Origin of the sequence: Erwinia endophytica (assembly GCF_009295515.1) — a bacterium.
GTDB classification, from domain to species: Bacteria; Pseudomonadota; Gammaproteobacteria; order Enterobacterales; family Enterobacteriaceae; genus Erwinia; species Erwinia endophytica.
This window is the reverse complement of record NZ_RQVV01000032.1, coordinates 39,598-51,955: the sequence shown is the minus strand read 5'-3', so window position 1 is coordinate 51,955 and position 12,358 is coordinate 39,598. Positions and strand designations below refer to the sequence as shown.

The following is a 12,358-nucleotide window of genomic DNA, read 5'->3' as shown; positions in this document are numbered from 1 at the left end:
TACATATCTGAAATGATTTTATGCAATAATTTGTCTAACTAAAGATCGAAGGATGTAGATATGCAGAAGCGAGTGCGGCTCCTCATCGCAGTAGTGATCAGCGTGATTGTTATAGCGGCCAGTTTGATCTTTATGGTGTCAGAGCATAACAATAATTCTGATGCTTTATGGAAAATCGTCAGCCAGAAGTGCGTACCGAACCAGCAACAGAATAATGACCCGGCACCATGCCGACAGGTGGATCTCCGTGATGGCTACGTGGTGCTGAAAGATCGCGTTGGTCCGCTGCAATTTTTATTGATACCGGTGGATAAGATTACCGGCATTGAAAGCCCAACACTGCTTAATCCCTCCACGCCCAATTTCTTTGCCGCCGCCTGGCGCGCACGGCATTATATGAAAGAAAAACGGGGTCAGACAATAGACGACAGCATGGTGGCCCTGGCCATTAACTCGTTGCGTGGCAGAACGCAGAACCAGATGCATATTCATATTTCCTGTCTGAAGCCGGATATTCGTCAACGTCTCAATAGCCTGGATGCTTCGCTGACCAGCCAGTGGCAGTCCGAACAGTTAGGGGATCACCAGTATCAGGTGAGGGCGCTGACCCGTGATGAGCTTATCAACACCAGCCCATTTATTCGGGTTGCTAATGAACTGCCTGGCGCTCGAGAGGAGATGTATAAATATGGTATCGCTATCGCCTCGTTGCCGGATGGCCGCAAGGCGCTGATGGTTATCAAACGTAATCTGCTGTTGCTGAATCGGGGTTCTGCTGAAGAGCTACAGGATCACAACTGCAGTATCCTGAAATCGTAAGGTCCCCTGCACGACGGCTCAGGATTCGGCCTGCTGGTCATCAGCATACTTTGCTGTGGCTATCCAGGCTGCGCAGAATAATGTCAGGCGGGCGAAAAAGTAGAAGAACGCCATCAATCCCAGTACTGACCCAAAGGCGGCACCAGAAGGCGAAGAAGCCAGTTTCGGTAGCGTCAGCGTCATAATAAATTTGATGATTTCAAAGCCCGTCGCCGCCAGCAACGTGCCGCGTAATAGCGCGCGCTTGCGTGGTTTATGGCGCGGCAGGATCCAGAAAATCCACAGGAACAGCAGATAGTTAGCCAGAATTGAAATTGACAGCGCGATCAGTGTCATTGCCGGGCGTAACCCGTCGATGCCATCCAGTCCCAGCGCCCGGACAATGGTCGTCTGCGCAGTACCCGCAATTGAGGTGAGAGAAAGGGTGATAATCAGCGCCAGCATCAGGCCGGTTAAAGAGATAAAGTCGCGGGAATACTTTAACCAGATCTTCTCTTTATCCTGTTCGTTACGTTCCCAGACATCACGCGACTGAGCGCGGATGGCTTCACGCAGATTGCCCATCCAACTGAGCCCGGAATATAGCGCAATCAATAACCCGGTCAGCCCGACGGTGGTGCGTTGCTGTATGGCGGTGTTTACTGTATTTTTTAGCGTTGTGGCCAGGGTCGGATCGCTGATGTTATTGACGATTTTATCGATGAGTTGGGTCAGTAGATCCTGATTGGATGCCAGCACAAACCCTACGGCGGCAAAAGAGACCATCAGAATGGGGATCAGTGAAAGAAAAGAGAAATAGGTTATTGCCGCGCCAAACTGGCTGCCCAGTCGGTCATTAAAACGTTCTCCTGCACGAATAAAATGCGCGACCGCGGGGATAGCCTGGAACCAGGCTATCCGCCTTGATACGCGTGTAATGGATTTGTCGACAGTCTGATTGCCGGTTTTAATATTGAGCAGCGGTTTCTCAGGATTATGCTGCACCTCTGTTGGCTGTTTTTCCGTCATGAACCTTTCTTTATCTCCTTCAGGGGGGACCCTATTAAAATTATAGCGTTGTAGGTCAGTCTACGTAATGCTTCATTGTTTGCGTCAGCCATTCCATAAACACCTGTACCCGCCTCGCCAGGTTGCGCCGATGGGGATAAATCAGCGAAACAGGCAAGGGTTCAGCGCAAAAATATGGCAGGACTTCGATCAGTTTTTTGTCTTTCACTGCCTGACGCAAACCGCGTTCAGGGGCCTGAATGATCCCCAGGCCAGATAAACAGGCAGCACGATAGGTTTCGGTACTGTTGACAGTGACAGTGCTGCCGGTCTGAATCAGGTGGCGGGTTTTGCCATCAAAAAACTCAAAGCCCGACGGTTGACTCCCGAGTTGCTGGCTGTAATGTACCATGGCGTGTGTCGACAGATCGTCAAGGGTGGTGGGGGTGCCAAAACGCGCAAGGTAATGCGGACTGGCGCAGTTAATTTGGGTCAGCATTCCCAGTGGACGGGCAATCAGCCCCGAGTCTTCCAGTGTGCCGACGCGGATAACACAGTCAAAGCCTTCTCTAATAACATCAACCCGCCGGTCACTGCTACTCAGTTCCAGCTCAATACCCGGATAGTGCTGTAAAAAATCCGCTAACAGCGGCAAGATATAATGACAAGCCAGGCTGACGGGCATATCTACCCTCAGACGACCGCTTATTGTCGCGGGATCGTGTTGAAAGAGTGAATCCATTTCTTCCAGCGTCGCCAGTACGTCGCGGCAGCGCTCGTAATAAACCTGCCCGTCCTGAGTTAGTTGAACCCGTCGGGTAGTGCGGTGCAGCAATCTGGCTCCCACGGTATTTTCCAGCGCTTGTAACTGTCGTGAAAGGCTGCCTTTAGGTAGTCCCAGGCTTTCGGCCGCCCGGGTAAAACTCTGTAATTCAGCAACCCTGACGAAGACCTGCATAGCGTGAATTTTATCCATCCATGTGCCTGTTGTTGTTAGAAATGAAACAGTGAAGCGTACCTGAGGACATTTATAGATCAGATTGCATCTAATATCCTGTTTTTTGTCCACAGCGTAATCAACGGAGTACAAAATGAGCCAGAAAATTGCACTGATCACCGGCGCCAGTCGGGGTTTAGGTAAGAATGCAGCCTTGAAACTGGCTGCAAAGGGCGTTGATATCATTCTGACCTGGCGTAGTAAAGGGCAGGAAGCACAGGAAGTCGTGCAGCAAATTAACGCGTCTGGCGCCCGTGCTGTGGCTATTCAGCTGGACACAGGCGATAGCAAAACGTTTTCTGTATTCGTCAACGAGGTGCGGCAGCAACTGACAACGAGATGGCAGCGCGATAGTTTTGATTATTTATTAAACAATGCCGGCACTGCGCTGCACCAGGATTTTGCCACCACCAGTGAAGAGCAGTTTGACGAGATGGTTAACGTTCATTTTAAAGGGCCTTTTTTCCTGACGCAGAAACTGTTGCCATTGATGGTAAATGGTGGACGTATCCTGAATGTGTCCAGTGGGCTGGCTCGTTTCAGCTTACCGGGATCCAGCGCCTACGCCTCGGTGAAAGGTGCAATAGAAGTATTAACCCGCTATCAGGCGAAGGAGCTTGGCGTCCGTGGCATTACGGCTAATGTCCTGGCGCCAGGAGCGATTGAGACCGATTTCAGCGATGGCAGGGTGCGTGATAATCCTCAGGTTAATGCTTCAGTCGCGTCGATGACTGCGTTGGGTCGCCCTGGTTTGCCGGACGATATTGGCGATGTCGTTGCCCTGTTGCTCAGTGATGAGAGTCACTGGATTAATGGTCAGCGTATCGAAGCCTCCGGTGGGATGGCGTTGTAATGGTCGGCATCTAATGTAATCGGTTGAGGTGAAAGCGATATCGGGTAACCGGATAGGGGGTGTTGGCAGCAATGCACTGGTGGAAAATCTGAGCGGTAGTCAAACGCGTCAATGATATTACCAGTGTGCCAGTAGCCTTGACAGTTTAGACACTGATGGTGCCGTTGAGCACCGTCAGTGTCTGGCCGCCGATCCATACTCCATCAGCGGCATAGGTCACGCTCAGGCGACCGGCACGCTGCATTGCAGTGCCCTGACGTACTCTGTAGTCCAACTCAGCCCCCTGAGCCTGCAGATAGCGGGCAAGGCAGGCGTTGGCGCTGCCAGTAACCGGATCTTCAATCAGCGAGCCATTTGCAGTGAACAGACCTCGCACCTCATACTGTTCTTTCTCGCCATTAAGTGGTCCAAATGGCATTACGCCATTAACGCGCGCTTTTTTGGTCAGCCGCTCAAACTCGACCACGTTGGGTTTAATAGCCAGCACCGCTTCGGCTGAAGTCATTGGCACCAGCAGCCAGCGGATGCCCATATCAGCTATCATCACTGGCAGCCTGCTATCAATCGCCTCGCTGTTCAGCGCGCGGCTGAGTGGGGCATCCGTGAATTCAGTCAGCGTGGCTTGCGGTGCGGCGAAGGCCAGGTCGTTATCAGCGCCAATTTTAATCGTGACCAGGCCGATACCGCACTGTTGAATAATTCTCCCTTTTATTTTCAAAGTGATGCCTGACTCCAGTAAGGCGTGAGCTGTACCCAGGGTTGGATGTCCGGCGAAAGGAAGCTCATGGTCGGGAGTGAAAATGCGCACTCGATAGTCTGCAGCCGGATCTTCTGCTGGCAGTACAAATGTGGTTTCCGACAGGTTGGTCCAGCGGGCAATGGCCCTCATCTGTTCATGGCTCAGATCGTTGGCTTCGATAATCACCGCCAGCGGGTTGCCGTTCAGTGGTGAAGAAGTGAATACATCAACCTGCTTAAAAGCGCGTAACCGTGTCATCATTGACCTCCTAATAGCTTGGGCCTGAACAAAAAAGTGACGGGATTATGCTGAAGACATTAGGACGAGCTTCGTCCATCAACGTCAGAAAAGTGTTGTGGGTTTGCGAAGAGCTCAATATTGTTTACCGACGTGATGACTGGGGGAGGGCTTTAAGTCACCTCAAGGAGCGGCCTCCAAAGCGATGGATCTATGTCGCGGGGAATGCCTTTTCCCTGGCCGACATTCCGGTCGGGTTGTCGGTCAATCGCTGGCATGAAACACCACTGGATCACCCCAATTTGCCCGCGGTACGGGCTTATTATGCGCGACTGATATGCTACCTGGGGTCGCAACGGCACGCCGTAGGGCTCAGTCGATGCCTGCGGCAATTCCGCTCATTTCACAGGCCAGTGCGCCGGTCCTTTTCAGGGCCCAGGTATAACGTTCATCAAACAGATAGCAGCAGCTCAGACGCATTGCGCTGTTGCCGCGTTCGCTCAGTGTATAAAGTGCACCTGGTGTCAGACAGATTTTCTCCTGCAACAGGCGATGGAAAAGCTCAACGCAGTCGACGCTGCCGGGCAGTTCAACCCAGAACACAAACCCGGCACAAGGCTGCGTTGCCCTGGTGCCCTTAGGGAAATGGCGGGCAATCAGTCCACGTGCTTCATCTACCTGAGCGGCATAGCGCCGGCGTATGGTACGTAGGTGATGATCGTAACCACCTGATTCCAGGAAAAGACCGAGTGCTTCGGAAAGTAGCCGTGATTCGGTCAGTGATGAGACCGATTTCAGCCGCGACAGCTGTTCACTGAAGCGCCCGGCTGCAATCCAGCCAACGTGGAAATCTGGCGCGACCGTTTTGGTGAAGCTGGTGCAGTGGATCACCCAGCCGTCGGTATCGAAGGCTTTTACCGCCGGTGACAGTGGCCAGCAGAATTGCAGTTCACAATAAAGACCATCCTCAATCAGTGGGATCTGATACTGATTAACCAGCTTTGCCAGCCGCTTTTTATCCTCCAGCCTCATGGTGTAGCCTAGCGGGTTTTGTCCCGTAGGCATTGCCACCAGCGCCTGGATCCTTTTCTCCTGCAGCAGCAATTCCAGTGCGTCGAGCGACAAACCATGTTGAGGATCGGTAGGGATTTCCACTACGGTCAGGCCGAGGCTGGCGAGGAGCGGAAAGAGGTAGAAATAGGTTGGTGTCTCGATCCCCACGCAGCCGCCCGGTTTGGTTACGGCCCGCAAAGCAAGCTGCAGTGCCTCCATACAGCCGTGGGTGAGGGTGATGTCTTCCACGGTCAGCGCCATGCCCAGATCCATCGCCCGTCGTGCTATTTCCCGGCGCAGCCGCTGGCTCCCAGGCGGAAGAGCATAGCGACCAATCAATTCGGGTTCCCGGCGCAATAACGAGGCCATAATGCGGCGGATTTTTGCCGTGGGAAAAAAATCGCTGTTCTGAGGACAGGCAAGGGAAATGTTGGTGTAGTCAGGATGGTTTTGCGCGGCAAACACGGTTTCAATCAAATCCAGCTTTTCGCTGCTGGGAGAACGTACAGTAGTACTATGGCGGCTGCCTGCTTTCACCGAGGGCAGCACGCCGCGGACGTAATAACCGGACTGTGGCCGCGCTTCGATCAGGCCGCGATCCTCAAGGATCCGGTAAGCGGCCAGCACAGTATTAACGCTGACCTGATGATGACTGGCACAGCGACGGATAGCGGGAAGGCGACTGCCGGGCAGATAAGTGCCGCTATGGATGGTTTCTGCCAGTGTTTCGGCCAACTGGTAGTACAGCGTGGTTTCCTGTGGTTCGATGATGGACACAGTTATCCCTCCTGTAGATGGGTACAATGGTAAGATTAGTGTAATTGTACCCGTAACAATATTGTATTTTTGAGTCTGTTACCATCTGATGCCAGCCTGTATTTTGGTGTTCTTACTTATCAGCAGGATACAGACCATGCTCGATCCCTCTTTTTTCAGCTACGTCACCGTTATGTCCATCACACCGGGCCCGAACAATCTGATGCTGGCCACCTCCGGCGTCAATTTCGGCATGCGACGTACGCTGCCGATGGTCATGGGAGTTATGATTGGCTGTGCGATCCAAACGGCAATAGCCGGTCTGCTGCTGGATGTTTTATTGCAGTGGATGAGTACCATTCGTCTACCGCTGACGCTGCTGGGTTGTGCCTATCTGCTATGGCTCTCGTGGAGAATATTCTGTTCCGGTGCGCCAGAAATGCAGGGAAAAGCCCGACCAATGACGTTGGTGGGCAGCGCGCTTTTTCAGGCAGTGAACCCGAAAGCGTGGCTGATGGTGATCAATGTGGCCCTGATGTACACCTCAAACAGTGGCATTCTGGCTGTCGCGATAGGTTTTATGGTGCTGAATTTCCCCTGCATCATGGTTTGGGCGATGATCGGCGACCAGATGAGGCGCCATTTGCAGGTGCCGTGGAAACGACGCTTGTTTAACACGGTGATGGCGTTGTCGCTGGTGGTAACTACTCTGTGGATGCTGTCGGAAGTCATTCATTCTTAAGCACTGAAGGCGGCGCTAAGGCCAGCCGTTTTTTTCCTGCAAACCGGATAGCCGCATAATAGTTTTTAGCGTCAGGCAGTAACAAATTTACTACCCGGACGCGCAGTTCGGGCAGATAATACTTGTCCCGAACTGCCGTGGATTATTTACCGATTACCGCATCGTGGTTGTCTGTGGATTCATCATTAGCCGCAGAAGATGGCGTGTAATCCAGTTGCAGGATCCGGCTGGTTTCCGCCAGGACATGCTCTGTCGCTGCCACGTTGCCATCCAGTTTCTGGCCGTAAAATGGGATAATCGCCTTAATCCTGGCCTGCCATTCAGCACTGTTGAATTTATCCTGAAAAACTTTCTTCATCAGATCGAGCATGATCGGCGCAGCTGTTGAAGCCCCCGGCGAAGCGCCGAGCAGGGCGGAAATAGTGCCATCCCCTGAGGTGACAACTTCGGTTCCCAGCTTCAGGACGCCGCCTTTTTTCTCATCTTTCTTGATTATCTGAACCCGTTGTCCGGCTTTCACGCGTTTCCACTCTTCTAACCTTGCGAGTGGCAAATAGTCCTGCAGTGCTTTCAGCCGCTCGTCATCAGTGAGCATCACCTGACCGACCAGATATTTCACTAAATTGAAATTATCCAGACCGACATGAACCATTGGCATAAAGTTAGCCGGGGTCATTGAGTTAAACATATCCCACAGCGAACCCTGTTTGAGGAACTTGGTGGAGAAGGTGGCAAACGGTCCGAACAGCAGCACGGGCTTACCGTCCAGTATACGTGTATCCAGATGGGGGACGGACATCGGTGGAGCGCCAACCGAAGCTTTACCATAAACCTTCGCCTGATGGCGCTGTACCACTTCAGGATTATCAGTAACGAGAAATTCGCCACCAACCGGGAAGCCGGCATAGTCTTTAGCTTCAGGAATGCCGGTTTCTTGCAAAAGGGTAAGGGCTGCGCCGCCTGCACCAATGAAAATGTATTTTGCGCGAAGGTTTTTTTCTTTGCCGCCATTTTTCAGGTCGGCGACGGTGACGGTCCAGCTGTCGTCAGTGTTACGTTTGAAACGGCGGACCTCATGACGGGTCTGGAGGGTAAAGCGCTGGCTTTTTTGCAGAGAAGCAACCAACTGGCGGGTGATTTCACCGAAATTAACGTCAGTACCAATAGTAATATGCGTGGCGGCAACGCGCTGCTCAATATCGCGCCCTTCCATGATCAATGGCGCCCATTTACGAATAATTTCCGGGTCTTCGGTGTATTCCATGCCTCGAAACAGGGTGCTTCTTTGCAGCGCACTGAAACGCTTCCTCAGGAAGTCGATGTTATCATCACCCCAGACAAAACTCATGTGAGGCACACTGCTGATAAAGCTGCGGGGGTTATTCAGTACGCCGCGCTGGACCTGCCACGCCCAGAATTGGCGGGATATCTGGAAGGCTTCATTTATGCTGATGGCTTTGCTGATATCGACAGAGCCATTCGCCTGCTGCGGGGTATAGTTCATTTCTGCCAGTGCGGAGTGTCCCGTACCTGCATTGTTCCAGCCGTTTGAACTTTCTTCGGCGACACTGTCGAGACGCTCAATCATGCTGATGTGCCAGTTCGGCTCCAGTTCCTGTAGCCAGGTGCCGAGCGTGGCGCTCATGATACCACCGCCGATCAGTAATACATCAATGTCTGTTTTCTGTTCTTGTACGGAGGCCGGGATAAGGTTTTCGGCTGATTTTCGCATGGGCGATACCTCCATATGTTGACAAGTCAACATGTTAAACTGGTGAAACAGTCCCAGTTTCTAAGGAACCAGTTTGGCTGTTTCGCGGAATACAGGGATAGTTGGCTGGGTAATCCATGCCCCGGGCATAGATGATTTAACCACCCGTTTACTGATAGAAAATATACCATTGTTATGAGTAAATTAAAAAATTGTTTAAAGATTAAAAGTGGGAATGAAGGATGAAAAAAAATTAGTAAGAGTAATATCAGGCCTTGAAATAACACTCTGTTAAAGCCGTAAATCAATGTTTAATTATTTAATATCAATTGATTGAAATGATTTTATTAACGCTATCTGTTGATGGCGTGATGGACGAAAAGTCGGGTTGACATGATCTGATAACCGCTTTTATTGCAAAATTTCTGACGGTGGCGGGGCTTGATTATGTTGCCGGGTGTAATCAATAAGGAGAGGCGATGATCGTGCGGAGTATGACAAGAAAGAAGGAGAAACCCCTGTACCGCTTAATAGCACAGGGGAACGCTGTCAGGTGTTTTTGGCTGCCGCCGCAGCTTTAACGATAACCGCGAAGGCATCTGCTTTCAGCGAAGCGCCGCCAACCAATGCACCGTCGATATCCGGCTGAGCAAACAGTTCTGCCGCGTTCTTGTCGTTAACAGAACCACCGTACTGGATAATCACTTGTGCAGCGATGGCTGCGTCTTTCTTCGCGATATGGCCACGGATGAATTTATGCACTGCCTGCGCCTGTGCAGGGGTGGCTGATTTGCCGGTACCGATAGCCCAGACGGGTTCATAGGCAATGACCACATCTTTGAACGCTTCAGCGCCCTGGCTGTTCAGTACGGCGTCTATCTGGCGGGCGCAAACTTCTTCGGTTTTACCGGCTTCATTTTCCGCTTCGGTTTCCCCGATGCATAGCACAGGGATCAGACCTGTGGCTTTCAATACGGCGAATTTTTTGGCGATCAGTTCGTCGCTTTCCTGGTGGTAGGTTCGACGTTCAGAGTGACCGATGATGATGTATTTCGCCCCGATATCTTTCAGCATCTCAGCGGAAACTTCACCAGTGAACGCCCCCGATAAGTTCACATCAACGTTTTGTGCGCCGAGCGCAATATGGCTACCAGAGAGGGCGTGTTTCGCCAGATCCAGATACATCACTGGCGGGGCAATGGCTACGCCGCAGCCGTCAACGCCGCTCAGCTCGGTACGCAAACCGGCGATCAACTCATTGACCATATGTTTGCTGCCGTTGAGTTTCCAGTTACCCATGACTAACGGATGTCGCATTATATCCTCCACGCTTAGCGCGATACGGTTAAATTACTCTGCCTGAGCAGTGTTGTCTGCCAGACAGTATAGAGAGCAAAATCTTTAAAGGCTTTGCTTTTCGTCATTTTTGGCTGGGATCCTGGGGGGTCATCGAGAGCTTAATCGGTTCAATGGCAAAGGTTAGCCCTTTGTCGCCATTGTCAGAAATGACGTAGCGCACCGCGCCCTCAGTCTGAGCAAAATAACGTGACCCTTTGCCTTTGCTCAGCAGGTCATCCAGTCGCTTCAGGCTCTGCTCTTCACTGAGCGTTGGCTCAAAAAAACGCGCCAGTGCGGTCATGTAGGCGAGGGCTTTAGCGCGGGCATTTTTCTCATCAGGTCCAGGAATGGGGAGCCAGGTTAGCTGTAACGTTTTGATCTTGCCTGTACCCTGCTCAAGGGCGGTCGAGGCATAGAGATTTTCGTTGATCTTGCTGGCGGCCCGCGTCAAATTACTTTTATCCCCGCTATTGGCGATTGCTCTGTATTCAGCAATTTGTAACGTTGGGTTGCTGGCATTATATTTTTCGCGAAACTGGCTGATAGTCATATCAAAGGTCGGTGCTCCCGCCAGAAGATAGGGCGCGGTGGGCAGGTGTTCAGTATGATCCTGAGGATCAGCATCGGCCGGTTCCGGCACCAACACGTTCGCCAGAGTGACCAGTAATGTGATGCTTATGAAGATCGCTTTATTCATTATCGTCTACTCTAACCTTTACATTCAGTTGAAGATTAGAACGGACAATGACCGATAAAGTCAAAGCCTGACGCTGTTCTGAGGGATAAAAAATGACCTTACAAACGTGGTGTTTTTCGTATCGCGGCAGGTTGGGACGACGCGATCTGTGGATTTGGCTGATACTCTGGTTAGCATTGATGATACTGCTGTTTATGCTGGCTGAGCGCGGATGGATGAGTACCCGGGTGGCGGTTTTTTGTGTGATGAGCCTGTTATGGCCAACCAGCGCGGTGTTGGTTAAGCGCCTGCATGACCGTAATAAAGCGGGTTCCTGGGCGCTATTGCTGCTCGTTGCGTGGATGCTGCTCGTCGGTGACTGGGAATCGCTTCCCACTCGCTGGCAATGGGTGCCTGGCCGCTTTATCCCGACCTTGATTGTCGTGACCATGACGCTGGAACTGGGCGTGTTCCGGGGCACGCCGCGAGAGAACCGTTTTGGTAAAATGGCCTGTCCGGTCAATTATTTTGGTCGCAGAACCGCAAATTACCAGTAATGTTCGCTGGTCATATGGCCTGGTTTACGCTTCAGGTGCTTGCGCATGCCGCGAGTTTCTTTCAGCAATTGCTGGGTATCCCGCACCATCTGTGGGTTACCGCATAGCATGATATGGCTGTGCTCTGCCGTCATTGGCAGCCCAACCGCCGCTTCCAACTCTCCGCTCTCAATCAGCTTGGGAATGCGGCCCGTCAGGGAACCCGCTGTCTCTTCCCGGCTCACCACGGTCTGGATACGCAATTGACCGTTGTAGCGTTGCTGCAATTGCTGCATCAGCGGGAGATAGCTCAGATCCTGGGCATAGCGTGCCGCATGTACCAGAACAATGTGCTCAAAACGAGCCAACCCTTTTCCTTCCTGTAAAATCGACAGATAAGGCCCGATAGCGGTACCTGTAGCCAGCATCCACAGTGTTGTACAGTCGGGGATTTCATCCAGCACAAAGAAGCCCGCGGCCTCTTTAGTGATAATCACGGGTTGACCGGGTTGCAGCGCATGCAGCCTGGGACTGAGTTTTCCTTCCGGCACGGTGACAAGATAAAACTCCAGGTTCTCATCACTGGGGGCGTTAACGTATGAGTAGGCGCGCTGTACGCGTTCGCCGTCTATTTCGAGCGCCAGCTTGGCGAACTGGCCGGCGGTAAAAGGGGTGATGGGGGCGTTCAACGTGATACTGAATAAGCTATCTGTCCAGTGAGTCACCTGTTTAACACTGGCGTTAACCCATTCGGCCATAAATAACTCCTTAGTCAGTTCGGGGCGGGGTTGGTCACGGTATCTTCGCGGCTACGGTCGAATTTTTCCAGTTGTTGTCGGATACAAAGCTCATATCGACAAATTATGCTGGTGCCTTTTGACTATCCCGTAGTACCCGTAGTAAAGGATGAATTT

Annotated in this window: 12 protein-coding genes and 1 pseudogene; 5 read left to right on the top strand and 8 right to left on the bottom strand. The window is 51.9% G+C overall.

What is annotated here, in order from left to right; translation table 11 throughout:
- Positions 1 to 60 precede the first annotated feature (60 nt).
- Complete coding sequence (locus tag EH228_RS10290; RefSeq protein ID WP_152321584.1) at positions 61 to 819, top strand: CDP-diacylglycerol diphosphatase; 759 nt, start codon at positions 61 to 63, stop codon at positions 817 to 819.
- A gap of 18 nt (positions 820 to 837) precedes the next feature.
- Here EH228_RS10290 and yhjD read toward each other — a convergent pair whose 3' ends face one another.
- Together yhjD and EH228_RS10280 are read right to left on the bottom strand one after the other, a co-directional pair.
- Entirely contained in the window at positions 838 to 1,827 is a 990-nt protein-coding gene (yhjD, locus tag EH228_RS10285; RefSeq protein ID WP_152321583.1) for an inner membrane protein YhjD, read from the bottom strand.
- A gap of 55 nt (positions 1,828 to 1,882) precedes the next feature.
- Entirely contained in the window at positions 1,883 to 2,782 is a 900-nt protein-coding gene (locus EH228_RS10280; protein WP_152321582.1) for a LysR family transcriptional regulator, read from the bottom strand.
- A 115-nt stretch (positions 2,783 to 2,897) separates the two neighbouring features.
- Between EH228_RS10280 and EH228_RS10275 the strand changes: the two genes are divergently transcribed.
- The gene (locus EH228_RS10275; protein WP_152321581.1) at positions 2,898 to 3,656 is read left to right on the top strand and encodes an SDR family NAD(P)-dependent oxidoreductase; all 759 of its coding nucleotides are present in this window, start codon (positions 2,898 to 2,900) and stop codon (positions 3,654 to 3,656) included.
- A 145-nt stretch (positions 3,657 to 3,801) separates the two neighbouring features.
- Here the strand turns inward: EH228_RS10275 and EH228_RS10270 are convergent, their stop codons facing one another.
- A complete protein-coding gene (locus EH228_RS10270; RefSeq protein WP_152321580.1) occupies positions 3,802 to 4,653 on the bottom strand; it encodes a PhzF family phenazine biosynthesis protein in 852 nt (283 codons plus the stop codon).
- Positions 4,654 to 4,700: 47 nt separating this feature from the next.
- Between EH228_RS10270 and EH228_RS20515 the strand changes: the two are divergent.
- A pseudogene (locus EH228_RS20515) lies at positions 4,701 to 5,001 on the top strand (glutathione S-transferase family protein).
- Positions 5,002 to 5,004: 3 nt separating this feature from the next.
- Here the strand turns inward: EH228_RS20515 and EH228_RS10260 are convergent.
- Positions 5,005 to 6,462: an aminotransferase-like domain-containing protein gene (locus tag EH228_RS10260; protein WP_152321579.1), complete on the bottom strand. Its 1,458-nt coding sequence runs from the start codon at positions 6,460 to 6,462 to the stop codon at positions 5,005 to 5,007.
- 136 nt (positions 6,463 to 6,598) lie between these two features.
- On the opposite strand from EH228_RS10260, the gene EH228_RS10255 reads away from it, so the two are divergent.
- Positions 6,599 to 7,183 (top strand): LysE family translocator, encoded by a 585-nt coding sequence (locus tag EH228_RS10255; RefSeq protein WP_152321578.1) that lies wholly within the window; start codon positions 6,599 to 6,601, stop codon positions 7,181 to 7,183.
- A 142-nt stretch (positions 7,184 to 7,325) separates the two neighbouring features.
- On the opposite strand, the gene mqo is transcribed toward EH228_RS10255, so the two are convergent.
- The 3 genes from mqo to EH228_RS10240 form a co-directional block, all read right to left on the bottom strand.
- Positions 7,326 to 8,915 (bottom strand): malate dehydrogenase (quinone), encoded by a 1,590-nt coding sequence (gene mqo / locus EH228_RS10250; RefSeq protein WP_152321577.1) that lies wholly within the window; start codon positions 8,913 to 8,915, stop codon positions 7,326 to 7,328.
- Positions 8,916 to 9,443: 528 nt separating this feature from the next.
- Complete coding sequence (tpiA, locus tag EH228_RS10245; protein WP_152321576.1) at positions 9,444 to 10,211, bottom strand: triose-phosphate isomerase; 768 nt, start codon at positions 10,209 to 10,211, stop codon at positions 9,444 to 9,446.
- 103 nt (positions 10,212 to 10,314) lie between these two features.
- Complete coding sequence (locus EH228_RS10240) at positions 10,315 to 10,929, bottom strand: YiiQ family protein (protein WP_152321575.1); 615 nt, start codon at positions 10,927 to 10,929, stop codon at positions 10,315 to 10,317.
- A 92-nt stretch (positions 10,930 to 11,021) separates the two neighbouring features.
- Between EH228_RS10240 and EH228_RS10235 the strand changes: the two genes are divergently transcribed.
- Positions 11,022 to 11,465 carry a DUF805 domain-containing protein gene (locus EH228_RS10235; protein WP_152321574.1) on the top strand — a complete coding sequence of 148 codons (444 nt, stop codon included), beginning with the start codon at positions 11,022 to 11,024 and terminating at the stop codon, positions 11,463 to 11,465.
- On the opposite strand, the gene fpr is transcribed toward EH228_RS10235, so the two are convergent.
- On the bottom strand, positions 11,456 to 12,202 hold the full coding sequence (gene fpr, locus EH228_RS10230) for a ferredoxin--NADP(+) reductase (RefSeq protein ID WP_152321573.1): 747 nt from the start codon (positions 12,200 to 12,202) through the stop codon (positions 11,456 to 11,458). The two genes, EH228_RS10235 and fpr, sit on opposite strands and share 10 nt — an antisense overlap.
- Positions 12,203 to 12,358 lie beyond the last annotated feature (156 nt).